We start from the raw sequence: 24,488 nt of genomic DNA, 5'->3' as shown, positions 1-24,488 counted from the left end.
ACGGGTCGGCACGTCACGGGTCGGCACGTCACGGGCTGGCCTTCTGGGACACCGCCGAGACGACCTCGACGGCACTGCCCTCGCCCAGCAGCTCGGCGCCGACCACCTTCGTCAGCAGGCCCTGGACCTTCACCACCAGCCCGCGCCGCCCGGCGAACGCCGCCAGGTTCACCGGACTGCCCTCGGTGAAGGAGATCTCCTTCAGGTTGGGCAACCCGGCGATCGGCGCCAAGGCCCGCGCGTCCCGAGCGGAGCCGACCACCAGCCGTTCCAACCTCGACAGCCCAGCCAACGGCCGCAGGTCGAACACCGTCGTGTGCGCCAGGTCGAGCTTCACCAGGTTCCGCAACGCCGCGATCGGTCCGATGTCGAGGGTGCCGCACTTGCGCAGCACCAGGTGCAGGAGCGTCCCGGCCCACCGCTCGACCGCGTCGACGTCCACCAGGGGCGCGTCCTCGATCCGCAGCTCACCCGGCCCCGCCAAGAACGCCAGCGGGTGCAGGTCGCGGAGACCGCGGACGCTCGCCAGCTTCAGCACCCGCAACCCCCAACCGCGCTCGAGGGCCGCCAACTCGGTGGCGTCGCAGCCACCGATGAGGTTCAGGCGGGACAGGTCCGCCTTGCGGCGAAGACCGTCGAGGCCGGTGGTCTCCGCGGCCGTCGCGCGGACCGAGCGCAGCGCGGGCAACAGCCCGAGCGGCCCGAGGTCCAGCCTGCCCGGGCGCACGATCCTCAGGTGCGTCAACGACGGCGTGGCCAACGTGCCCAGGTCCACCTCGGCCGGTGCGAGCAGCTCGAGCACCCGGACCTGGGGCGGCACGAAGTCCAGCGCACCCCGCGGCGCGGCGCACGACACCCGGCGCACGTGCTTGAGGTGGCGCAACCCGCGCGTCATGTCGGGGTCGGTGAGGCTGACGGACTGGACCGGCACGTCGGCGAGCACGGTCGACGCGTAGGTCTCCGGGTCGAAGCTGCTCCACGCCAGCACCAGTTCCTGCCGCACCCGCGCCCTGGTGTCCGACCGGTACGAGGCGAGCAACGGCAGCGCGTCATCCAGGCCGATCGCCGCCGCCGCGCGGATGGTCGCCGCCACCTCGACCTCCGTGCGGGGTCGGGAGGCGGCGAGCAGGTCCAGCACGAACGCGCCCGCCGAGGCGAACGACTTGGCCGCCGTGACCGAGCGCGGCGGCAGCAGGCGCGCGACCCGGTCCTCGATGCGGTCGCGGATGCCCGGTGTCAGCTCCGGCGCGGTCTCCAGGCACGCCACCGCGAGCAGGTGCAGGGTGGCGCGGTGCGCCTTGACCTCGTCACCGCGGGTCAGGACCTGGTCGAGCAGTTCGTCGCGCCGCCCGCGCGAGGCGTGGCCCGCGGCCATCACGACGACCTCGTGCCACTGGTCCAGGTGCGCGTGGGAGACGAGCGTGCCGATGTCGTCCACGTCCACCGCCGCGCCCGCCGCCAGGTACTCCTGGAACGTGCGGTGCACGAAGTCGACCCGGCCCTCGACCGGCTCGCGCAGCAGGCCGCTGCGTTCCAGCAGGTGCCGGTACACGTCCTCGGCGGACGCCCCGACCTCCGGCATCGACGTCAACCGGCGCTCGATCTGGCCGATCGCGCGGTCGACCGGCGCGTCGGTGAGGTCGTTGCGGATGAACCAGTAGGCGAGGTCGCCCAGGAGGATGATCTTCCGCGTCCGGGACAGCCCCGGCAGCGGCTCGATGCGCCGCTCGGCGTCACGGCGTTCCAGCAGCATCTGCAGCGCGGTGTCGTACAGCTCCATGCGGCTGTCGGGCAGGTGGCCGCGCCGGTCGCGGTGCAGCGCGCACAGCAACGCGCACAGCAGCGGGTACCCGGCGAGCTTGCGCAGGTGGTGCCGCGCGCCGAACTGCTCCAGCAGCCGCTCCTGGTAGCCGGCCAGTTCGGCGCGGGCCAGGTCGTCGGACAGGTGCGAGCGCATGGCGTCGTGCCAACGCTCCACGAACACCCGCACGTCCGTCGACGTCATGGGTTGGAGGGACGCGACCGCGAACTCGTCGGCCGCCAGCCAGTCCGGGTCGACGGCGCTCGGGCGTGACGTCACCACGAACCGCGCGGCGGGGAACGCGAGGATCAGCGACCGCAGCCACTCGCGGGCCTCCTGGCGGCGGTGCGGCGCGAGCTCGTCCACGCCGTCGACCAGGATCAGGCCGTGGCCGGAGCGCAGTTGCCGCTGGACCCAGCCCGGTGGCATCTCGTCGGCGATGTGGCGCCCGACCTCGTCCAGGAAGCGTTCCGCCGGCGGCAGCTCGCGGTCGGCGTAGCGGCGCAGCGGGACGAAGAACGGGGCGGTGTCGTTCCACCTGGTCAACGGCTCGGTGAAGTCCCGCTGCGCGCTGCGCACCGCGATCCACTGCAACAGGGTCGTCTTGCCCAGCCCGGCCTCGCCGCGGATGAAGATCCGGTCACCGGAGGCCAGCAGGTCCTCCACGCGGCGGCCGGGCGTGAAGTGGTCGGTGGCGGCGCCGTCGGCGGTGAGGCTGATGTAGGCCACCGACAGCGGGTAGCGGCGGCTCGCCTCGGACAGCGTCGCGCCGAACATCTCGACGTGGTCGAGCGTGCGGGCGACCAGCTGCCGGTAGTCGTAGGAGAAGTCGGTGGAGCTGCGCCGTTGCGGCAACCGGGCCAGCACGTCGCGGATGCCGGTGATGACCTCGGTCTCCCGGCGCAGGATCTCGGTCAACGCGCTCGGCCCGAACGGCGGCAGCTCGCGGGCGATCTCGATCACGTACCCGGCGCACTCGCGCAGCAGCAGGCCGTAGAGCTGGACGCCGTCCGCCGACAGGCCGTCGACGGCGTCGGCCGCGCGTCCGCGCAGGTGCCGGTCGAGCCGACGGGCGTCGAGGTCGGCGGCGAACAGGTCGTCGTCGTCCAGCGCGGCCCGCTCGAACGTCTCGCGCACGGCCTCGACCGCGGCGAGCCGTTCGTGCTCCGGTAATCGCCGGTACTCGGCGTCGGTGATCGGCTGGACCCGCTCGACCACGGCGTCGGTGAACTGCTCGCCCATCCGCCGCAGCTTGCGCTGGTCCAACGCGCCGGTCAGCCGCTTCTCGAGCAGGTCGACCCCGGTGCCGCCGACGGCGGCCGTGACCGACTTGTCCCCCAGCCACAGCTTCAGCGCGCTGCGGACCACCGACGCACCCAACGGGATCAGCGCGACTTCGATGCCCATGCCGACAAGCCTGGCACCCGTCGTCGCCGACGGGTGCCGGACCCGGCGACGACTAGCAGTAGACCGAGCCGAACAGGCCGATGACGGCCTCGCCGGGCACCTCGGCCGGCAACGGGTTGTAGGACAACGTGGCCCGCGTGCCGTCGTCCGCGCGGGTGGCGTAGGTGAGGTAGCCGATCAGCTCGCCGCCGTGGCCCCACACCGAACGGCCGCACGGCAGGTCGAACCGCTGCAACCCCAGGCCGTAGGCGAAGATCGTGCCGGTGTCGTCCACGGTCCGCCGCATCTCCGCGAGGGACGCCGCGCTGGTCAGCCTGCCGCCCAGGAGCGCGTCGAAGAACCGGTTGAGGTCGTCGGCGGTGGAGATCATCTCGCCCGCCGCCCAGTCCAGGGTCGGGTTCATCAGGGTCGCGTCGACCAGTCGGCCGTCGACCTCGGTGTAGCCGCGGGCGTGCGGGTGCGGCAGGGCCGGCCACCGTCCCGGCACGGTGGTGCGCGACAGGCCGAGCGGGCGCAGGATCCGCGCGCGCACCTCGTCGCCGTACGTGCGACCGGTCACGCGTTCGATCAGCATCCCGGCGACGACGTAGTTGGTGTTCGAGTAGTGCCACCCCTGGCCCGGGTCGAAGTAGGGCGTGCCGGCGAACGCCACGTCCAGCAGCTCCTGCGGCCGGTAGGTCCGGAACCGGTCCGCGCCGCGCCACCGGTTGGTCGAGTAACCCGCCTCGTGCGCGTAGTCGTACAGGCCGCTGGTGTGGTTGAGCACCTGGCGCACCGTGATCAAGTCGCCCTTCGGCACGCCGGCCACGTACCGGTCCACCGGGTCGTCCAGCCCGACCCGGCCCTCGTCCACGAGCTGCAGGACGACGGTGGCGACGAAGGTCTTGGTCACGCTGCCGATCCGGAAGTGCCCGCCGACCACGGCCTCACCCGCCGCGTCCGCGCGGACGCCGGTCGAGTCCTCGACGGTCAGCAGCGCACCGGACGCCCGGTCGTGCTCCACCCACCCGTCCAGTGCGGGGAACGTGCCGGTCAGGGCCAGGACGACGCCCGCGATCGCAGTGTTGATCATCACCTGGTCGACGCTAGGCGTCACGGCTGCGACCGACCATGAGGAGCACCACCCGGTCGGCTGTGGAAAACCCCAGTGGTGATGTGCCCCCGACCGTCGCCCCTGGCAGGATCGGGGCGTGAGTGACATTCAACGAGTTGGAGTGGTGGGATCGGGCCTGATGGGCTCCGGCATCGCCGAGGTCTGCGCGCGGGCCGGGCTGGACGTGCTGGTGGCCGAGGTCAGCCCGGACGCCACGGAGGCCGCGCGGGGGCGGATCGCCTCTTCGCTCGGCCGGGGTGTGCGCAGCGGCAAGCTGTCCGCTGAGGACCGGGACGCCGCACTGGAGCGCCTGCGGTTCACCACCGACCTCGCCGACTTCGCCGACCGGAACCTGGTCGTGGAAGCCGTCGCGGAGAACGAGCAGGTCAAGACCGAGGTGTTCGCGGCGGTGGACAAGATCGTCGTGGACCCGGACGCGATCTTCGCGTCCAACACCTCCTCGATCCCGATCATGAAGCTGGGCATGGCCACCGGCCGTCCCGAGCAGGTCATCGGCGTGCACTTCTTCAACCCGGTGCCGGTGTTGAAGCTGGTGGAGCTGGTGCCGTCGCTGCTGACCGGCGACAAGACCAGGGCCAGGGCCGAGGCGTTCGTGACCGGGGTGCTGCACAAGGAGGTCATCCGCTCGCAGGACCGGGCCGGGTTCGTCGTCAACGCCCTGCTCATCCCCTACCTGCTGTCGTCCATCCGGATGCTGGAGTCCGGGTTCGCCAGCGCCGAGGACATCGACAACGGCATGGTGCTCGGCTGCGCGCACCCGATGGGTCCGCTGCGCCTGACCGACCTGATCGGCCTGGACACCACCAAGGCGATCGCCGAGTCGATGTACGAGGAGTTCAAGGAGCCGCTGTACTCGCCGCCGCCGTTGCTGCTGCGCATGGTGGACGCGGGGCTGCTGGGCAAGAAGAGCGGGCGCGGGTTCCACAACTACGCGTCCTGAGCCGACCCACCGCCCGGGACCGGGCGTCCGCGGGGCCGTCGATCCGGTGATCGGCGGCCCCGTCCGCGTGTCCGGGTCGCATTACCACAACGCGGTCGCCGCCGTCACGCCGAACGCGCCACGAACAATTAACAGCAGTGTCTTGAATGGCGGAAAAGTATTAGCCGGCAAACGATCCAACACGCTTCGGGTCACGGCCGGCACAAAATAACACGATCCGTCATCGGGTCGTGCGGGGTGATTAGTGCGAAAGACTGACGCCCACCTCGTCAATAGGCCGTTCGGCGTATCCTTGATTACCGTCCTCTTCCTCGGGGTTACTGATCGACAGGACCTGTGACGTGCCTTTAGAGTGCCCTACGTCACGCTACGGCCGCCTGGTGGACAAGATTGCTTCGCCTAGCGTAACTTTCGACTCGCCCCCCACGAGGAGAACCCCGCCTTGGACCCTCAAAAAGTATCCATACGCGATTTCACGGGCCGACAGCTCAGCGCCCTGCTGCATTCGCTGGATATCACCGAAAATAGCGTCAGCCCCGTCGGACTGCTCGCGGACGCACTCGGACCCGGTGGCCTCCGGCCGGTTTCCACCAGCCCGGCCTGGCCTTCCGACGTCGCCGACGACCACACCCCGGTCGAGTTCTCGACGGCGTTCGCCGCAGGTGAGCCCCCGACGCTGCGCACCATCGTCGAACCCACCGCGACCAGGCCTTCCCGTGCGGCCAACACGACGGCGGCGCTCGCCGCGCTCGACCGGATGAAGCGCCGCGGCGGCCTGGACACCCGTCGTTTCGACGCAGTCAGGAACCTGTTCCTGCCGGAGCACCCGGAAAGTGATTTCACCTTCTGGTACTCACTGGTTTTCCGGCGCGACGAAGCACCCGCGGTGAAGGTGTACTTCAACCCTGAAGTGCGCGGCGAAGCCGCTTCCGAAGAGCTGGTGCGAGCAGGGCTGGACCGAACCGGTTTCGCCGCCGGTTTCCCGACCCTGCGCAGCCACGCGGTCACCAGGCCCGGACTTGACAAGTATTCCTTCTTCGCACTCGACCTGGTCGAACAACGGCGGGCGCGGGTGAAGGTCTACATCTCCCACCACGCCGCCGATGTAACGGACGTCACGCGTGCCGCGAGCGCCGCCCGGGGTGTCGATGTGGACAGGGTGCCCGATTTCTGCATGCTCACCGGCGGCAGCACCGGAACGTTCGACAAGCGTCCGCTCATTTCCAGCTACACGTTCCTGGACGGCGACGCGGACGCGCCGAGCGGCTATTCCCTGTACGTGCCGATCCGGGACTACGTGGCCGACGACGAAGAGGCCCGGCGCCGGGTGCTCGCGGTGATGGCCAAGTACGACCTGGACCCCACGGAGTTCGACAGCGCGCTGCGCACCATCGCCCGACGTCCGCTGGACGAAGGCGTCGGCCTGATCGCGCACGTGTCGCTGCGCATGGGCAGGCCGCGTCCCGGGATCACCGTCTACCTCTCGTCCGAGGCCTACGACGTGGCCTCGCCCCGTTCGATCAGCCTGGCAGGCTAGGAGTCACCCATGCCCACGATGGAGCCGTACCGCATCAAGGTCGTGGAGCCCATCCCGATCACCACGCGCGCGCACCGCGAGCGGGCGCTGGCCGCCGCCGGGTACAACCCGTTCAACCTCGCCGCCACCGATGTGACGATCGACCTGCTCAGCGACTCGGGCACCGGCGCCCTGTCGGCCGAGCAGCAGGCGGCGGGACTGCGTGGTGACGAGACCTACGCCGGTGCGCGCTCCTACTACCGCTTCCACGACGTGGTGCACGACCTGACCGGCTACCCGCACGCCTTCCCCGTCCACCAGGGGCGCGCGGCCGAGCGGATCCTGTTCACCGCCCTGCTCAAGCCGGGCCAGGTCAGCGTCAGCAACACGCACTTCGACACCACGCGGGCGAACGTCGAGATCCTCGGTGGCCACGCCGTCGACCTGCCGTGCCAGGCGGCGAAGGACCTCGACGACGACGCGCCGTTCAAGGGCGACATCGACCTCGACGCGCTGGAAGCCATCCTGTCCGGACCGCGGGACGTCGCCATCGTGCTGCTCACCATCACCAACAACGGTGGTGGTGGGCAGCCGGTGTCGATGGCCAACATCAAGGCGGCGGCCGGGATCGCCCGCCGCCACGGCGTGCCGTTCTTCCTCGACGCGGCGCGCTTCGCGGAGAACGCGTGGCTGGTCACCCAGCGGGAGCCCGGCTACGAGCACCACACGCCGCGGCAGGTCGCGGAGGAGGCGTTCCGGCTGGCCGACGGGTGCGTGGCGAGCCTGAAGAAGGACGGCATCGTCCACATGGGAGGGTTGCTCGCCGTCCGGGACCCCGAACTGGCCGCCAAGTGCGAGCTGCTGCTGATCGCGACCGAGGGTTTCCGCACCTACGGCGGTCTTTCCGGTCGTGACCTGGAGATGCTGGCGCAAGGCCTGCTCGAGGTGACCGACCCGGAGTACCTGCGGGCCCGGGCGGACGCCACGGCGTACGTGGCGGAGTTGGCCCGAGCGGCGGGGGTGGACAGCGTGCGGCCGACCGGCGTGCACGCGGTGTACCTCAACGCCGGTCGCCTGCTGCGGCACCTGCCGGCGAGCCGGTTCCCGGGGTTCGCCCTGGCCACCGAGCTGTACCTGGCGGGCGGGATCCGGTGCGCGGAGCTCGGCTCGCTGTACCTCGGCGAGCTGGACGACGCGGGTGAGCTGGTCAAACCCGCGCCGTACGAGCTGGTCCGCCTGGCCATCCCGCGCCGGGTCTACACGCAGAGCCACCTGGAGTACGTCGGCGAGACGCTGGCGGAGATCGCGAAGGACCCCGAGAGGGTGCCCGGCTACCGGTTGACGCACGTGCCGAAGCTGTTGCGGCACTTCAACTGCAGGCTCGAACCGGTGGTGTAGGCGGACGGGTGACCGGTGTCCCGGTCACCCGCCTCCGGCCGGTCAGGCCATGGCGTCGAGCCGGTCCATGGTGTGCTGGATCAGGCTCACCAGCACGGTCTTGGCCGACTCGCGGTCCCGCGCGTCGCACAGCACGAGCGGGATGGCGGCGTCCACGTCCAGGGCCCTGCGCACCTCGTCGACCTCGTAGTTGTGCGCGCCCTCGAAGCAGTTCACCGCGATGATGAACGGGATGCCGCGCCGCTCGAAGAAGTCGATCGACGGGAAGCTGCTGTCCAGCCGCCGCGTGTCGACCAGGATCACCGCGCCGATCGCGCCGTAGGCCAGCTCGTCCCACATGAACCAGAACCGGTTCTGCCCCGGGGTGCCGAACAGGTACAGCACCACCTCCGGGTTGATGGTGATGCGGCCGAAGTCGAGGGCGACCGTGGTGGTCTCCTTGGACTCCAGGCCCAGCACGTCGTCGACGCCGACACCGGCCTCGGTGAGCAGCTCCTCGGTGTGCAGCGGGGGTATCTCGCTGACCGAGTTGACCATCGTCGTCTTCCCCGTGCCGAAGCCACCGGCGATGACGATCTTCACTGGGGTGGGTACGAGCAGTTCCCCACCCGGCCGCTCAGATTCCACGGACACCATCCAACACCGCCTGGAGCAGGTTCCGGTCCGGCACTTGCGGGACTCGGGAGGGGTCTCGGATCACGACGTCACCGCGCTGGATGAGATCGCTCAGCAACACCTTGACGACGACGAGCGGCACATCGAGGTACGCGGCCACCTCCGCCACGGACAACGGGCGCCGGCACAGCTCCATGATCTCCATGTGCTCGACCGACAACGCGTCCGGGTCCGACGCCGACGGCATCGCGCGCACCTGCGTCACCAGGTGCAGCTCCGGCCGCAGCGGGCGGGTCCGACCGCGCACCATCGCGTACGGGCGGACGAGCGGGCCCGCGGCCTCGTCGTACCACCAGTCCTCGCGGCCCGCCATCAGGAGGACCTTCGAGCGGCCGGCAGGCTCGCCGCGGCGGTGCCGCGCGGCGCCGACGACAGGTACGTGCCGACGCGCTTGACGAGCATGTTCATCTCGTAGGCGATCATGCCCATGTCGGAGTCCTCTTCGCCAAGGACGGCCAGGCAGGCGCCGTGGCCGGCCGCGGTGACGAAGAGGTAGGCGTGCTCCATCTCGACGATGGTCTGCCGCACCGCACCGCCGCCGAAGTGCCGTCCCGTGCCGCGGGCCAGGCTCTGGAACGCCGACGCCATCGCGGACAGGTGGTCCGAGTCGTCCTTCGACAGCCCGGGCGAGCGGCCCAGCAGGAGGCCGTCGGCCGAGAGGACCACCGCGTGCCGAGCTCCGACCACCCGGTTGACCAAGTCCTCCAACAACCAGTTCAGTTCGTTGTGCTGGCTGGTCATGTCGTTCATCGGGTTGCCTTTCCGGTTTCCAGTCGTCCGGCCACTGCTGGTCAGGGTTCGAGGTCGTCGGCGGGTGTCCGACGGGCGTCGCGTGTGCCCCGTTGGAACGCCGACAGGCCCTTGCGGACCCTCTCGGCGGACTTCTCGGGGTCGACCTCGGGGAGCGGTTCGGGCGAAGGGTGGAAATCGTTGCGCACCAGCTGCGGCGCCAGGTTCTGCTGACGGCGCCTGCGTGGCAGTTCGGGTCGGTCGGCGACGGCGGCGGCCGACTCCGGCTCGTCGGCGGGCCACTCGGACGTGGCCCGCTTCCGCTGCGGCAGGTCGAGCTCGCCGCTGCGCTGCGACAGGTCCAGCCCGCCGCTCAGTCGTTCGACCTCTGGAACGGAATCCTGGTTGGCTGCGGCCTCGGCCTGGGCCCAGAACCCCTCGAGGTCTCGGGAACTGTCGGGAAACCTGGCGTCTCGCACTGAGTCGTCGCCCTGCTCCGGGATGTCGTGGAAGGAGCGGCGGGGCAACTGCCGGGTCTCGGCGGGCTCCGTCGCCGTGGTGGGGCCCGCGACGATCGCGGACGGGATCAGCACCAGCGCCAGCGTGCCGCCGTAGGGCGAGTCGCGCAGTTCGACGTGGATGCCGCGGCGGGCGGCGAGCCGGGCGACCACGAACAGGCCGAGCCGGGACTCGCCGCGCAGGCGCATCGCGTCGAACTCCGGCGGGTCGGCCAGCATCGCGTTGTGCTGCTCGCGGTCCTCCGGGTTGATGCCGAGGCCGTGGTCCTCGATCTCGACCACGATGCCCTGGGGCACTTCGCTGGCGTGCACCTGCACCTGCGACCGCGGCGAGGAGAACGCGGTGGCGTTGTCGACCAGCTCGGCGATCAGGTGGATGGTGTCGGCGACGGCCGCGCCGACCAGCGCGGTGTCCGGCACGGGGTTCACCTTGACCCGCACGTACTGCTCGGTCTCGGCGACCGCGGCGCGCAGCACGTCGAGCAGGCGCACGGGCTTGCGCCACTGCCTGCCGGGCTGCTCGCCCGCGAGGATGATCAGGTTCTCCGCGTTGCGGCGGGCGCGGGTGGCGAGGTGGTCGAGCTGGAACAGCGCGTCGAGCTGCTCGGGGTTCTCCTCCTCGCGCTCCAGCTTGTCCAGGATCTTCAGCTGGCGGTGCACCAGGCCCTGGTTGCGGTGCGCGATGTCGAGGAAGACCCGGTTCACGCCTTCGCGGGCCTGGCTCTCCTTGACGGCCGCGGCGACGGCGGTGTACTGGGCCGCGTTGAACGCGTCCGCCACCTGGCCGATCTCGTCGCTGCCGTAGTCGAGCGGCGGCACCTCGACCTCGACGTCCACGTGCTTGCCCTCGCGGAGCCGGTCGACGATGTCGGGCAGCCGTTCGTGCGCCAGGGTCAGCGAGTCCTTCTTCAACGCCGTGAGGCGCGTGATCAGGGCCCGGTTGACCAGGCGGTTCGACGTGCGGATCGCGATCAGGATGCCGATGATCACGGCGAGCAGCGCGACCAGGCTGCCGATGAGCACGGTGCGGAACTTGCTCTCGCCGCGGCCCATGGTCACGTTCACCGCGCTCGACGCCTGCTCGCTGACCAGCGCGACCAGCTCGTCGGAGATGGGGCCGCTGACGCTCTGCCACTCCTGCAGCGACCCCGCGTTGCCCGGCTTCGGGCCGTTCTGGATCAGCCTGCCCTCGAACTCGACCAGCCGCTTCCACTGGTCGCCCTCGATCATGAACTGGTAGTGCTCGCGCACCTCGGGCTGGGCGTAGGGCGCGATCGAGTCGTAAGAAGAGTGGTAGGCGCCGACGAGGTTGGCGAACTCGATGTGCTCCTCGGGCGTGAACTGCCCGGCGGCCAGGGCGCTCGACGCGAGCGACGTGGCGCGGGACATCCAGTCGGCCGCCTTGAAGTACTCCTCGGCGGTGATGGCGCCCTTCACGGACTCGTGGTCGGGCACCACGCGCGCCTGCACGCTGAACAGCGCGTCACCGGCGTCGAGGAGGCTGTTGTAGTACGTGTAGATCTCGGTCTTCGAGGCGCGTCCGACGTCGAGGGCGGACCGGCGCTGCGGCAGCTGGTCCAGCAGCACGTTGAGCGCGTTGATCTTGTCGACGATCTCCTGCGGCGCCTGGGACGCCAGCTCGTCGAACGCCTTGCGCATCCCCTCGACCGCGCGGTCGGTCTCGGCCTGCTGCACCTCGAGGTTGCTGGTGCCGAGGGAGGGCTGGCTCAGCGCGGTCATGCTGAGCTCGCGCTCCTTCTGCAGCGCGGCGAACGTCTGGACCGCCGGGATCGACGCGTCCTTCACGCCGGAGGCGACCGCGCGGAGGTAGAAGCCGTCGAACAGGGTGTACGACGAGAACAGCGCCCACATGATGAGCAGGACGATGCTGGGGACGACTACGACGCCGGTGAGTCGTGATCGGATCGTCTTGTAGTTCGTCTCCGTGGTGCTCTTCTGCTTCACAGCGCTCCGCAGCCTCGTCCGTTGCCAGGTCAGGCGCAGCACTAGGAACGCTGACTCTTCTTCACCTGATCGGCGACGGAACGGTAACACTCGAAGATCATTATTACGAAGAGGCAGCGATCACTTGCGCGACGCGACGATGAGGTTACCCAGTCGAGTGATGCCCCGAACAGGGGGCCGATGTGAACTTCTCGACACCGACCCCCCGTGTTTCACGGCTTCGGCACCGAAACGGCGTCGTACGTCGTCGTGGGCGTGGGCGGTGTGGTGAAGCGGGCGTTGGGCAGGTAGAGCCGGCCGGCGAACGACGCGACGGTGGTCGGCACGTCGAACCGCGCGTCGGTGATCTTGGTCACGAGCGCACCGCTCGATCCGTCCCTGGCCAGGGAAAACACCGCGACCGCGTTCAGCCGGTTCTGCACGACGTACAGCGTGCGGCCCTCGACGAGCAGCCCGTCGCCGTTGGTCAGCACCTCGCCGCCCAGGTCGACGGCGGTCGTCACGCCCGTGCGCGGGTCGACCCGGTGCAGTTGACCGGTGTTGCTCTGGACGATCAACAGCGCTTTGCCGTCGGGCGTCTCCGCGATCCCGTTGGCGTTGTTCACGCCGGGGGTCAGGACGAAGTCGCCGGTCAGCGGAATCGCGGTGTGCGACTCCGGCAACGAGCCGCGCCGGCCGAACGGGACGCGATAGAGCACCGCGTTGCGCGAGTCGGTGAAGTAGGCGGCGGCGTCGGTGATCACGACGTCGTTGACGAAAGTATTCGCGTCGGACGTGAACCGGTAAGACTTGAGGATCGCTCCCGTTCGAGCGTCGACGACCCGCCCGTCACCACCCGCGCCACCGGCCACGAACAGCCGCTTGCGCCAATCGACCTTCACCCCGACCGAAGCCGTGCCGGGTCCTTGGCTGAACACCTCGCCGCGCCCGGTGCGGAGGTCGACGCGGAACAGGTCCCCGTCGGCCCGCGACCCGAAGTAGGCGGTCGGCACGTCCCCGATCGCGATGCCTTCCGGCAGGAACCCGTCGGGCAAGGGGAATTCGGCGGGGAACGGGTGTGCTTGCGCTGCGGTGGCGGGCGCGGCGGTGACGAGGGAGACCCCCAGCACCACGGCGGCCAGCGCACCGAGTGTGCGAGACATGACCACTCCTTCTTCGCTCTTGAGGCGTCCCGGGAGTGTTCCGCAGCCCTCGCCACCCGGTGAAGCCCATCGCGCGCGTGGTGCGGGCATCTACAGCAAACCGACAGGAGCAGGATCGACGGGCACCCGGACAGGAAGGCGCCGGGTTCCAACGGGAACGCGTGCTCCGATACGCCGCCACGCGACGCCAGGCCCAGTGATGGGACAGGGGCAACGCCCCGGCCGGCGGGGCGAAAGGTTAGGGGTCGGTTCAGATAACGAACGGGTAACGGTCAGGTCGCGGACTGGGTTCGGCACGTATGCCACTGTGTCCACCGCCCACCGGCGGTCGGGGTTCAACGCACACATGCGCGTACCTACGACGAGGTGACACATCCATGACGCGAAACCAGGGGCGGCACCGCTTCTCCCGGCGCACGAAGCTGACTGCCGGCGTGACCGGGTTGGCGCTCACGATCGGCCTGGCCGTCGCGATCAGCACCACCGGCGATCAAGGCACCGCCCAGGCGGACGGGGCCGACATCTCCCTGTTCGTCGACATCACGAAGCAGCAGCGCAACGTGAGGACGCCCCAGCCGCGACGGGGCGCGAGCACCGGCACGTTCACCGTGGACTGCGGCCGCAACGAGAACGGCCACTTCAACCCGGACAACTTCATCGCGCAGCCGGGTGTCCGCAACGGCGCCGAGCACCTGCACGACTACGTGGGCAACGTGTCGACCGACGCCGACTCCACCGACGAAAGCCTGCTGGAAGCCGACACCACCTGCAAGAACGGCGACAAGTCGGCCTACTTCTGGCCGGTGGTCCGGATCGACCGCGAGAACGAGGACGAGGAACCGGGCGAGCCGGCCGGCGCCGAGGTCGAGTGCCCCGACGTGCAGCGCAAGCTGCGCAACGTGCCGCGCCAGGCCAAGGCCGAGGTGGACCGCAACCTCCAGGGCTTGAAGGACCAGATCGCGGAGGCCAACACCAAGCTGAAGGCCGCGGCGAACGTCGACGACCCGAACTTCGTCAACAACACCGTCCTGGGACCGCTGCGGGACAAGCGGACCGCGACGATCGACCGCATCGTGCAGGCCGTCGACCGGGTCGCCGAACGACCACGAGGGCTCAAGAGGCTCGCGCCGTGCACGGTGAAGGACGGCGACGCCAACGACGCGAAGGTGGCCGAGGCGGCGCAGGAAGCCGAGGCCGACGCGCCGGAGAAGGGTGACGGCAAGAGCGCCAGCGACGAGAACGAGCTGCCCGGCAACGAGGGCGAGATCCAGCGCCCCGAGGTCGTGGACATCACCTTCCGCGGCAGCCCCGTCGGCAAGGTCGAGCCGATGCCGCAGTTCCTCCGGATCCTCTACGGCGACGCGAAGGTCTCCACGAACGGCCCCAAGAACGCGCGCAACTCGTGGACCTGCACCGGCTTCGAGGACAAGGTGCTGATCAACAAGTACCCGATCTGCCCGGAGGGCAGCAAGGTCAAGCGCATCCACGACTTCAACAGCTGCTGGGACGGCAAGAACACCGACAGCGCCAACCACCGCGACCACATCGTCGCGCCGAACCAGGACGGCAAGTGCCCCAAGGGGTTCAAGGCCGTGCCGCAGCTGCGGATCAGCCTGACCTACAACATCCCCCGTGACGTCCAGGTCGCCGGGCAGTACGCGGTCGACGCCTTCCCGCAGGAGGAGCACAACCCGTTCTCCGACCACGACGACTTCGCGAACGTGATGTCCGAGGAGATCATGAACCGACTGGTGCAGTGCGTGAACTCCGGTCGCCGGTGCAAGGAGTGACGATGATCCAGGCCAACTTCGCGTCCGGTGTGGACGAACTGCGCGCCACGGACGACGTGCGCCGCCTGCTCGACCGCCTCGCGGTGGCCCGGGAAGCCACCCTCGTGCACGGCGACTGCCCGGACCACCGCGTGTGGGTCGGCGTGCGCGGCGACCGCGGCGCGATGCTGTTCACCGACGTGATCACCGGCTCGTGGGCCAGCCTCGGCGAGGGTCCCCGACAACGCCCCCGGTACGCCGGGGTCGACTTCCCCACCCACTGCGAGATCCCGGTCGCCGACCTCGCCGTCGCGATCGAGGAGTTCCTCGCCACCGGACAGCGCCCGACGCTCGTCCCGTGGCAGCAGGTGAGGTGAGGAGGACGTCATCCCCGACCCGCGCGGCGGCGGGTCGGGGATGACGCTCGTCCGCAGACCGGGTTCAGCCGGCTTGCAGCGCCAGGTACAGGTCCACCCGTTCGGTGAAGTTCGACAGGTCGACGCCCAGCAGGTCCTCCACCCGGCCCACCCGGTACCGCAGGGTGTTCACGTGGACGTGCAGGCGTGCGGCGGCGGTGGTCCACGAGCCGGAGCAGTCCAGGAACACCCGGAGCGTGCCGACGAGGTCGGAGCCGTGCTCGGCGTCGTAGTCCAGCACCGGGCCCAGGAGCCGGCGGCGCAGCGAGCGGCGCAGTTCCTCCGGCACTCCGGCCAGCAGGAGTTGGTGCAGGGCGATCTCCTCCCCCGCCACCACGCACGTCCGCCCGGTCCGCCGTTCGCCCAGCCGCCGGGCGTGCGACGCCTCTTCCGCCGCGCCGCGCAGCCCCGGGTGCCCGACCGGTGACGAGATCCCGACCAGCACCCTGGTCGAGCGCAGGCCCGGTTCCACCGTCCGCAACGCCGACCGCACACCTTCCGTCCACGAGCCGGACGGCGCGAGCGCGTACACCTCCGCGCCGACGGCGGACACCAGGAACGCCGACGTGATCGACGCCAGCACCTCCTCCACCAGCGCGACGACCTGCTCCACCTGCCCGTCCGAGGCCGACGCCGCCAGCACCCGCAGCGGCGCGTCCGGATCCCACCCGACCGCCGCGATCCGCGCCGCGAGGTCCCCGCCGGCGAGCACCTGCCGCAGCAGCGGCCCGGCCGCGCGGTTCTCGATCTCCCGCCCCTGCACGACCCGCGCCCGCTCCACGCCGACCAGGCTGGCCAGCTCGGCGGCCACCTCGTCCTGCGTGTGGTCGCCGGCGACCACGAGGATCCACGACGTCAGCCGCGAACCCCCGCGCGCGGACACCGGCAGCAACGTCGTGCCGCGCGCGACGCGGGGCAGCCGGTCGGCCAGCAGGAACTCCCGCACGAGCGCCGCCGCCTCCGGCAGCTCGGGCCCGGCGACGACGTGACCGGTGCACGACAGCACCCAGCACGGCGCGTCCAGTTCCGCCGCGCCGGCCGCCACCAGTTCCGACAGCCCGCCGCCGTCGGCGACCACGGTCAGCAGCCGCCGGTGCCTGCCGAGCAACGCGCCCGCGTCGCCGACCCGTTCGGCCGCCAGCTCCGCCACCACTCGTTCGGTGATGGCCGCGAACGACAGGTCGACCGGCACCTCCAGCAGCGGCACTCCGTATCGTTCGCACGCCCGCACGAGCGCTTCGGGCAAGTCGGCCGCGTCGGGCGAGCTGGCCGCCAACGCGGCGACTCCCGCCGCCGCCAAGGAAGCGACAAACTTTTCACAATCGGCGGCCGTGCGGTGCCACAACAGTCCGGAGAGCACCAGCTCGCCGCCGGACAGGTAGCGGGCCGGATCGGGCAATTCGGTGCCATAGAGCCTGGTCACGGGCCTGTCCAACGACTCGGTGCCGCTGACGAGGCGAAGGCGGAGTTCCGGCATCGCGAGCAGGCTCCGAACCAGCAACACGGGCGCCTCCTCCACGTCATCCCACCGGATTACCGTCGTCCGATCGTGTTTGTAGGAAAGCACAAATCCACTCGTCGTAGGAGTCTGGGATTCATCCACACCGCCCTAGCCGATCACCGCCCTGGGTCTGTGTACTGGCTCACACACCGCGCACTCCACCCCACCGAGGTAGCTGATGGATTTCCTCCGCCCCGACACCCTGGCCGAGGCGCTGGCCCTCAAGGCGCAGCGCCCGGACGCCGTGCCCATCGCCGGTGGCACGGACGTGATGGTGGAGCTGAACTTCGACCACCGCCGTCCGACCGCCCTGCTCGACCTGACCCGGATCGTCGAACTCCGCTCCTGGGACTCCGACGGCGGCGCGGTGCGCATCGGCTCCGGCGTCCCGTACACGCGGATCATCGACGAGCTGGGCGACCGCCTGCCCGGGCTGGCGATGGCGTCCCGCACGGTCGGCTCGCCGCAGATCCGCAACCGGGGCACGGTCGGCGGCAACCTCGGCGCGGCCTCGCCCGCCGGTGACACGCACCCCGTGCTGCTCGCCGGGGACGCCACCGTGGAGGCCGCCTCGACCAGGGGCACCCGGCTGATCCCGGCCACCGCGTTCTACCTGGGCGTGAAGCGCAACGCCTTAGAGCCGGACGAGCTGATCACGGCGGTCCACGTGCCGGTCACGCGGGCGCCGCAGCAGTTCGCCAAGGTCGGCACGCGCAACGCCATGGTGATCGCCGTGTGCTCGTTCGCCGTCGCCCTGCACCCGGCGGGGCAGCGGGTCGGCGCCGCGGTCGGCAGCGCCGCGCCCACGCCGCGCCGCGCGTCGGCGGCCGAGGAGTTCCTGTCCGCCGAGCTCACCGCCACCAACCAGTGGGACTCGCCGAAACCACTGTTGGACTCGGTGAAACGGCGGTTCGGCGAACTCGTGGCGGAGGCCGCGAGCCCCATCGACGACGTGCGCGGCTCGGCCGCGTACCGCAAGCACGCCCTCTCCGTGCTGGCCCGCCGCACGCTCGACTGGGCTTGGCGCGACTACTCCGAGAAGGTGGCCTGACCATGCGCGTGAACGTGACGGTGAACGGCGAGCCGAGGCAGGCCGACGACGTGTGGGAGGGCGAGAGCCTGCTGTTCCTGCTGCGCGAGCGGCTGGGTCTGCCCGGTTCGAAGAACGCGTGCGAGCAGGGCGAGTGCGGCTCGTGCACGGTGTACCTGGACAACACGCCGGTGTGCTCCTGTCTGGTGGCCGCGGGCCAGGTGCAGGACCGCGAGGTTCGGACGGTGGAAGGCCTGGCCGACGGCGATCGGCTCGACCCGGTCCAGGAGGCGTTCGTGGAGGCGGGCGCGGTGCAGTGCGGGTTCTGCACGCCCGGTCTCGTGGTCACCGCGCACGACCTGCTCGACCGCGTGCCGAAGCCGAGCGACCCGGAGATCCGCGAGGCCCTCGCCGGGAACCTGTGCCGCTGCACCGGGTACGAGAAGATCCTGGACGCCGTGCGCCTGGCCGCGACCCGCAGGGCGGACCCGGAGGCCGCGACCCGATGACGCCGACCATCCTCGACGGTGTCGCGGTGGCCACGGTGGACGCCGCGGGCACCGAGCACGCGTTCGGCCACGTCGTCATCGAGAACGGCCGGATCACCGCGGTGGGCGCGGGCCAGGCGCCCAAGCCGACCGGCCCGCACACGTGGGTCGACGGCAGCGGCTGCCTGGTGACGCCGGGTCTGGTCAACACCCACCACCACCTCTACCAATGGGCCACCCGGGGCCTCGCCCAGGACGCCACGCTGTTCGAGTGGCTGACCACGCTGTACCCGGTGTGGCGCGGTCTGGACGCCGAGATCACGCACTCGGCGGCCTCCGCCGGGCTGGCGAAGCTCGCGACCACCGGGTGCACGACCGCCGCCGACCACCACTACGTCTACCCGCGCGACGGCGGCGACCAGTTCGCCGCCCTGGTCGAGGCGGGCAAGCGCGTCGGCCTCCGCCTGCACGCCATCCGCGGCTCGATGGACCGCGGCCGGTCGCACGGCGGCCTGCCGCCGGACAACCTGGTCGAGGACACCGAGGCCGCGCTCGTCGCCACCGAACAGGCCGTGAACGACCACCACGACACGAGCCCGGACGCGCTGATCCGGGTGGCCGTCGGGCCGTGCTCGCCGTTCTCGGTCAGCGCCGAGCTGATGACCGGCGCGGCGGAGCTGGCCCGCGCCAAGGGCGTCCGGCTGCACACCCACCTCGCCGAGACGGTCGACGAGGAGGACCAGTGCCAGGCCGAGTACGGCTGCACGCCCACCGAGTACGCCGAACGCCTCGGCTGGCTCGGTGACGACGTGTGGCTCGCGCACACCGTGCACCTGTCACCCGACGCGGTGAAGCGGCTGGGCTCCACCGGCACCGGCAGCGCCCACTGCCCCACCTCCAACGGCCGGCTCGGTACCGGCATCGCCCCCGTCCGCGAGCTGCTCGACGCCGGCGCCCCGGTCGGCCTCGGCGTGGACGGCGCGGCGTCCAACGAGTCCGGCGGGATGGTCGAGGAGCTGCACCAGGCCCTGTTGCAGGCCAGGCAGCGCGGCGGCCCCAAGGCGTTGGACGTCCGCCGGGCGCTGTGGCTGGGCACCATGGGCGGCGCGCGCTGCCTCGGGCGCGACCGGGAGATCGGCTCGATCGAACCGGGCAAGCTCGCCGACCTGGCCGTGTGGCGCCTCGACGGTCTCGACCACGCGGGCATCGACGACCCGGTGGCCGCTCTGGTGCTCGGACCGCTGCCGAAGCTGAAGCTCCTGCTGGTGGGCGGCCGGACCGTGGTGGACGACGGCGAGCTGCGCACCACCTCCGAAACCGATCTCGCGCGCGACCTGCGCGCCGCCGCCGAGCGACTGAAGGGGACGCGATGAGCCTCACCCCCGCCGAACTGACCTCCGCCGTGTCCGGTGGCATCGGCTCCAGCCCGCAGCGGCCCGACGGGAACCTCAAGGTGCGGGGCGAGTTCGCCTACGCCTCGGACCTGTGGCACGAGGACATGATCTGGGGCGCGACCCTGCGCAGCCCGCACCCGTACGCGCGGATCCTCTCGATCGACCTGACCGAGGCGCTCCAGGTGCCCGGCGTGCACGCCGTGCTCACGCACGAGGACGTGCCGGGCCGGAACCGGTACGGGCTGGAGCACAAGGACCAACCGGTGCTCGCCGAGGGCATCGTCCGCTACCAGGGTGAACCAGTCGCCCTCGTCGGCGCGGACCACCCGGAGACCGCGCAGCGCGCCATGAAGCGCATCAAGGTGGAGTACGAGGTGCTCACGCCTGTCGTGGACATGGAGACGGCGGTCGACGACACGCCGCTGCACCCCGGCGGCAACCTCGTGCGCCACGTGCCCGTGCGGCGGGGCGACCAGCACGCGCGGGCCGAGGTCGTGGTCACCGGCCGGTACGAGGTCGGCATGCAGGACCAGGCGTTCCTGGGACCCGAGTCCGGCCTCGCCGTGCCCGACGAGGACGGCGGCGTCGACCTCTACATCGCCACCCAGTGGCTGCACGTCGACCAGGGCCAGGTCGCGGCGGCCCTCGGCCTGCCGCTGGAGCAGGTGCGCCTGACGCTGTCCGGCGTCGGCGGCGCGTTCGGCGGACGCGAGGACCTGTCCATGCAGGTCCACGCGTGCCTGCTGGCGCTGCGCACCGGCAAGCCGACCAAGATGGTCTACAACCGCGAGGAGTCGTTCTACGGTCACGTGCACCGACACCCGGCGGTGCTGCACTACGAGCACGGCGCCGACCGCACCGGCAAGCTCGTGTACGTCAAGGCCCGGATCCACCTCGACGGCGGTGCGTACGCCTCCAGCACCTCCGCCGTGGTGGCGAACGCGGCCACGCTCGGCGTCGGCCCGTACGACGTGGACAACGTGACGGTCGACTGCTGGGGCGTCTACACGAACAACCCGCCGTGCGGCGCGATGCGCGGGTTCGGCGCGGTGCAGTCCGCTTTCGCCTACGAGTCCCAGATGGACAAGCTCGCCGAGGCGCTCGGCATGGATCCGGTCGACGTGCGGATCGTCAACGCGATGAGCGAGGGCTCGGTCATGCCGACCGGGCAGGTGGTCGACTCGGCCGCGCCCGTCGCGCAGCTGCTGAAGCTGGTGAAGGACAAGCCCATGCCGCCGCAGGCGACCGCGATCGATTTGCGTGACATGCCCGGAGGCGTCTCCAACACCACCCACGGCGAAGGCGTGGTGCGCGGTGTGGGGTACGCCGTGGGCATCAAGAACATCTGCTTCTCCGAGGGCTACGACGACTACTCCACCGCCCGGGTGCGCCTCCAGGTCATCAACGGCGAACCGGCCGCGCTGGCGCACACGGCGGCGGCCGAGGTCGGCCAGGGCCTGGTGACGATCATGCAGCAGATCGTGCGCACCGAGCTGGGCGTGGAGCGGGTGACGATCCTGCCGATGGACACCAGCATCGGCAACGGCGGCTCCACCTCCGCGTCCCGCCAGACCTACGTGACCGGCGGCGCGGTGAAGGCCGCGTGCGCGGCCGTGCGGGAGAAGCTGACCAAGCTCGCCGGTGGCCGCGACCTGTCCACCGTGGACCTGGCCGGCCTGCTGGGCGACGACGTGATCGACGAGACGGTGGAGTGGCGGCACCGCGCCACCGAGCCCATCGACCCCGAGACCGGGCAGGGCAACGCCCACGTGCAGTACGGGTTCGCCGCGCACCGCGCCGTGGTGGACGTGGACGTGGAGCTCGGCCTGGTGAAGGTGGTCGAGCTCGACTGCGCGCAGGACGTCGGCAAGGCGCTCAACCCGCAGGCCGTGCTCGGCCAGATCCAGGGCGGGTCGGCGCAGGGCCTCGGCCTCGCGGTGATGGAGGAGATCCAGACCCAGGGCGGCAAGCTGCGCAACCCGTCGTTCACCGACTACCTCATCCCGACCGTGCTCGACATGCCGCCGATGAGCATCGACGTGCTGGAACTCGCCGACCCGAACGCGCCGTACGGCGTGCGGGGCGTCGGTGAGCCGCCCACCATCTCGTCCACCCCGGCCATCGTCGCGGCCATCCGCGCCGCCACCGGCCTCGCCCTGAACCGCGTGCCCGTGCGACCGGAGCACATCACCGGCACCTGACCCCCGCGCGGGCCCCCACACCGAACGAAGCAGTCGCCACGGCCGCCGTGGCGCGCTGGCGCACGCCCCGAGGAGCACCCCATGACCACGTCCGTGTCCCCCGACCACGCCTGGCTGCGCGAGTCGATCGACCTCGCCACCCGCAACGTCGCCGCCGGCGGCGGCCCGTTCGGCGCGGTGATCATCCGAGCCGGCGAGGTGATCGCGACCGGCACCAACCAGGTCACCACGACGCTCGACCCGACCGCGCACGCCGAGGTGGTCGCCATCCGGGCGGCGTGCCGGGTCGTCGGCGACTTCCGGCTCACCGGCTGCGTGCTCGTGTCCTCCTGCGAGCCGTGCCCGCTGTGCCTGTCCGCGGCGCTGTGGGCGCGGGTGGACCGGGTCGTCTACGCCGCGGACCGGCACGACGCCGCCGCGGCCGGGTTCGACGACCGCGAGTTCTACGAGCTGTTCGGCCGGCCGCGCGAGACGTGGAGCCTGCCGGTCCACCAGACCACCACGGGCGAGGACACCGCTCCGTTCACCGCGTGGCTGTCCAGGACCGACCGCGTCGACTACTAGCCGGAGCAAACCCCGAAGGCGGAACCGGAGCAGGCGACGGACCTCGGCGCGGCCACGAGCCGCTGGTGCTGACCGGAGCACCGAGAACACCGACTCGAACGCGTTCGGCTGCGCCCCGCCGAACGCGCCCACCGGCATGGGAAGGGCGTCATGACCCGGCTCAGCGATGACATCCCCACGCGGACCACACGACTCGACCGGTTCTTCCGCGTCAGCGCACGCGGCAGCACCCTCGGCCGGGAAGTGCGCGGCGGTGTCACCACCTTCGTGGCGATGTCGTACATCGTGCTGCTCAACCCGCTGATCCTGGGCGCCTCGGCCGACATCACCGGCGCCCGCCTCACCGTCGAACAGGTCACCACGGCGACCGCGCTGGCCGCGGGCGTGATGACGATCCTCATGGGTGTCGTCGGCAACGCGCCGCTGGCGCTGGCCGCGGGGCTCGGGGTGAACGGCGTGGTGGCCTTCCAGCTCGCGCCGACCATGACCTGGGCGCAGGCGTTCGGGCTCGTGGTGCTGGAGGGCCTGTGCATCGTCGTGCTGGCCGCCTCCGGGGTGCGGGAACGGATCATCAACGCCATCCCCGCGCCGCTGAAGACCGCCATCACCATCGGCATCGGTCTCTACATCGCGTTGGTCGGCCTGGTCAGCGCCGGGTTCGTGACCAGGACGCCGGACGCGGCCGGCTCCACCGTGCCGGTCCGAATGGGACTGGACGGCCACCTGGTCGGCTGGCCGATCGCGGTGTTCTGCCTCGGCCTGCTGCTGATGATCGTGCTGATGGCACGCGGCGTGCCCGGCGCGGTGCTGATCAGCATCGCGGCGGCCACCGTGCTGGCCGTGGTCGTGAACGCGGTGTTCGACGTGCCCGGGTGGGGTCTGGTGACGCCCGACGTCCCGGACTCGGTGGTGGCCGCGCCGGACTTCGGGCTGTTCGGCGAGGTGGACCTGTTCGGCGGGTTCGCCTCGGCGGGCGCGATCACCGCGACGGTGTTCCTGTTCACGCTGGTGCTGTCCGGGTTCTTCGACGCCATGGGCACCATCACGTCCGTCTCCGACGAGGCCGGGCTCACCCGGGACGGCAAGGTGCCTGGCATGGGCCGGATCCTGCTGGTCGACGGGTTCGGCGCGGTCGCGGGCGGTGTCACCGGGTCGTCGCCCAACACGGTGTTCCTCGAATCGGCCGCGGGCGTCGGCGAAGGCGCCCGGACCGGTCTGGCGAGCGTGGTGACCGGTGCGATGCTCGCCGCCACCCTGCTCTTCACCCCGCTCGCGGCGGTGGTCCCCGCGCAGGCCGCCGCACCGGCACTCGTGGTGATCGGCGGTCTGATGATGGCGCAGTGCCGGCGGATCCCCTGGGACGACGCGGATTACACGATCCCGGTGTTCCTCACGGCAGCCGTGATCCCGTTCACCTACTCGATCACCAACGGCATCGGCGCGGGTCTCGTGTCCTACGTGGTGATCAAGACCTGCAAGGGCCAGTGGCGGTCGGTCGGCCGGCTGATGACCGTGATCGCGCTGCTGTTCGTCCTGTACTTCGGGGTCGAGGGGTTCACCGCCGTCCTGCGTTAGGGAGTGTGTCGTGCGCGTGTCGGCCATTTCGGTGCTGGAGTGGACCGGGCCGTTCCCGGCCGGTCTCACGGTCGAAGGGCGTCCGGTGGTGTTGACGAGGTCGTCGGCCATGGGCACAGGTTCGGCGGAATTCCCGACGTTCGCAGCAACTCCTTCCTCGGTTGTGGACAACTGCTTTGTGGCGTCCTGGGGAACGGCTCCGCGATGGCCGGTTCGGTGCCGTCGACTTCGCCTCGGCCGTGGCTCTACTAGGAAGTCTCTGGAGTATCACGCCACGGTGCGCGATGCCCGAGCTGTCTTCGCGACTGTGGACAAGTTCCCGGCGGCCGGACCTACATCCCGATC

19 protein-coding genes are annotated in these 24,488 nt (G+C 70.8%); 11 read left to right on the top strand and 8 right to left on the bottom strand.

Features of this window, described 5'->3' with window-relative positions:
* Positions 1-28 precede the first annotated feature (28 nt).
* Both AB0H12_RS21310 and AB0H12_RS21305 read right to left on the bottom strand, forming a co-directional pair.
* Positions 29-3,208, bottom strand: coding sequence for an NACHT domain-containing protein (locus AB0H12_RS21310; protein ID WP_499624600.1), 3,180 nt, complete (start codon positions 3,206-3,208; stop codon positions 29-31).
* A 52-nt stretch (positions 3,209-3,260) separates the two neighbouring features.
* Entirely contained in the window at positions 3,261-4,280 is a 1,020-nt protein-coding gene (locus AB0H12_RS21305) for a serine hydrolase domain-containing protein (RefSeq protein ID WP_499624645.1), read from the bottom strand.
* 118 nt (positions 4,281-4,398) lie between these two features.
* Here AB0H12_RS21305 and AB0H12_RS21300 point away from each other — a divergent pair, with 118 nt between their 5' ends.
* The 3 genes from AB0H12_RS21300 (at position 4,399) to AB0H12_RS21290 (ending at position 8,176) form a co-directional block, all read left to right on the top strand.
* Entirely contained in the window at positions 4,399-5,262 is an 864-nt protein-coding gene (locus AB0H12_RS21300; RefSeq protein WP_230565589.1) for a 3-hydroxybutyryl-CoA dehydrogenase, read from the top strand.
* 442 nt (positions 5,263-5,704) lie between these two features.
* A complete protein-coding gene (locus AB0H12_RS21295; protein ID WP_499624599.1) occupies positions 5,705-6,799 on the top strand; it encodes a tryptophan dimethylallyltransferase family protein in 1,095 nt (364 codons plus the stop codon).
* A gap of 9 nt (positions 6,800-6,808) precedes the next feature.
* Positions 6,809-8,176, top strand: a complete 1,368-nt coding sequence (locus AB0H12_RS21290; protein ID WP_499624598.1) for a tryptophanase — start codon at positions 6,809-6,811, stop codon at positions 8,174-8,176.
* Positions 8,177-8,218: 42 nt separating this feature from the next.
* Here the strand turns inward: AB0H12_RS21290 and AB0H12_RS21285 are convergent, their stop codons facing one another.
* The 5 genes from AB0H12_RS21285 to AB0H12_RS21265 form a co-directional block, all read right to left on the bottom strand.
* Complete coding sequence (locus AB0H12_RS21285; protein ID WP_123747241.1) at positions 8,219-8,812, bottom strand: GTP-binding protein; 594 nt, start codon at positions 8,810-8,812, stop codon at positions 8,219-8,221.
* Positions 8,793-9,164, bottom strand: a complete 372-nt coding sequence (locus tag AB0H12_RS21280; protein ID WP_230565586.1) for a DUF742 domain-containing protein — start codon at positions 9,162-9,164, stop codon at positions 8,793-8,795. The genes AB0H12_RS21285 and AB0H12_RS21280 overlap by 20 nt, the downstream gene beginning before the upstream one ends.
* Positions 9,164-9,601 (bottom strand): roadblock/LC7 domain-containing protein, encoded by a 438-nt coding sequence (locus AB0H12_RS21275; RefSeq protein ID WP_230565585.1) that lies wholly within the window; start codon positions 9,599-9,601, stop codon positions 9,164-9,166. The genes AB0H12_RS21280 and AB0H12_RS21275 overlap by 1 nt, the downstream gene beginning before the upstream one ends.
* A gap of 41 nt (positions 9,602-9,642) precedes the next feature.
* Positions 9,643-12,063, bottom strand: coding sequence for a sensor histidine kinase (locus AB0H12_RS21270; RefSeq protein WP_499624597.1), 2,421 nt, complete (start codon positions 12,061-12,063; stop codon positions 9,643-9,645).
* A gap of 212 nt (positions 12,064-12,275) precedes the next feature.
* The gene (locus tag AB0H12_RS21265; RefSeq protein WP_499624596.1) at positions 12,276-13,205 is read right to left on the bottom strand and encodes an SMP-30/gluconolactonase/LRE family protein; all 930 of its coding nucleotides are present in this window, start codon (positions 13,203-13,205) and stop codon (positions 12,276-12,278) included.
* Positions 13,206-13,582: 377 nt separating this feature from the next.
* Here AB0H12_RS21265 and AB0H12_RS21260 point away from each other — a divergent pair, with 377 nt between their 5' ends.
* On the top strand, positions 13,583-14,995 hold the full coding sequence (locus tag AB0H12_RS21260; protein ID WP_499624595.1) for a DUF1996 domain-containing protein: 1,413 nt from the start codon (positions 13,583-13,585) through the stop codon (positions 14,993-14,995).
* 2 nt (positions 14,996-14,997) lie between these two features.
* Positions 14,998-15,351, top strand: a complete 354-nt coding sequence (locus AB0H12_RS21255; RefSeq protein WP_499624594.1) for an Imm1 family immunity protein — start codon at positions 14,998-15,000, stop codon at positions 15,349-15,351.
* A 64-nt stretch (positions 15,352-15,415) separates the two neighbouring features.
* Here AB0H12_RS21255 and AB0H12_RS21250 read toward each other — a convergent pair whose 3' ends face one another.
* The gene (locus AB0H12_RS21250) at positions 15,416-16,894 is read right to left on the bottom strand and encodes a PucR family transcriptional regulator (RefSeq protein WP_499624593.1); all 1,479 of its coding nucleotides are present in this window, start codon (positions 16,892-16,894) and stop codon (positions 15,416-15,418) included.
* 175 nt (positions 16,895-17,069) lie between these two features.
* Between AB0H12_RS21250 and AB0H12_RS21245 the strand changes: the two genes are divergently transcribed.
* The 6 genes from AB0H12_RS21245 to AB0H12_RS21220 all read left to right on the top strand — a co-directional run bounded on the left by AB0H12_RS21245 (position 17,070) and on the right by AB0H12_RS21220 (position 24,143).
* Positions 17,070-17,942 carry an FAD binding domain-containing protein gene (locus AB0H12_RS21245; RefSeq protein WP_499624592.1) on the top strand — a complete coding sequence of 291 codons (873 nt, stop codon included), beginning with the start codon at positions 17,070-17,072 and terminating at the stop codon, positions 17,940-17,942.
* A 2-nt stretch (positions 17,943-17,944) separates the two neighbouring features.
* Positions 17,945-18,430: a (2Fe-2S)-binding protein gene (locus AB0H12_RS21240; RefSeq protein WP_499624591.1), complete on the top strand. Its 486-nt coding sequence runs from the start codon at positions 17,945-17,947 to the stop codon at positions 18,428-18,430.
* Entirely contained in the window at positions 18,427-19,782 is a 1,356-nt protein-coding gene (locus tag AB0H12_RS21235; RefSeq protein ID WP_499624590.1) for an 8-oxoguanine deaminase, read from the top strand. Before AB0H12_RS21240 ends, AB0H12_RS21235 begins: the two co-directional genes overlap by 4 nt.
* Complete coding sequence (locus AB0H12_RS21230; RefSeq protein WP_499624589.1) at positions 19,779-22,004, top strand: xanthine dehydrogenase family protein molybdopterin-binding subunit; 2,226 nt, start codon at positions 19,779-19,781, stop codon at positions 22,002-22,004. Before AB0H12_RS21235 ends, AB0H12_RS21230 begins: the two co-directional genes overlap by 4 nt.
* A gap of 81 nt (positions 22,005-22,085) precedes the next feature.
* Positions 22,086-22,568 (top strand): nucleoside deaminase, encoded by a 483-nt coding sequence (locus tag AB0H12_RS21225; protein ID WP_499624588.1) that lies wholly within the window; start codon positions 22,086-22,088, stop codon positions 22,566-22,568.
* Between the two features lie 150 nt (positions 22,569-22,718).
* Positions 22,719-24,143 carry an NCS2 family permease gene (locus tag AB0H12_RS21220; protein ID WP_499624587.1) on the top strand — a complete coding sequence of 475 codons (1,425 nt, stop codon included), beginning with the start codon at positions 22,719-22,721 and terminating at the stop codon, positions 24,141-24,143.
* The last annotated feature ends 345 nt before the right edge of the window (positions 24,144-24,488 follow it).

This window comes from Actinosynnema sp. NPDC023794 (genome assembly GCF_040639675.1).
Classification (GTDB): Bacteria; Actinomycetota; Actinomycetes; order Mycobacteriales; family Pseudonocardiaceae; genus Actinosynnema; species Actinosynnema luteola.
The sequence above is the reverse complement of the archived record's forward strand: the minus strand, read 5'-3'. Positions and strand labels throughout refer to the sequence as shown.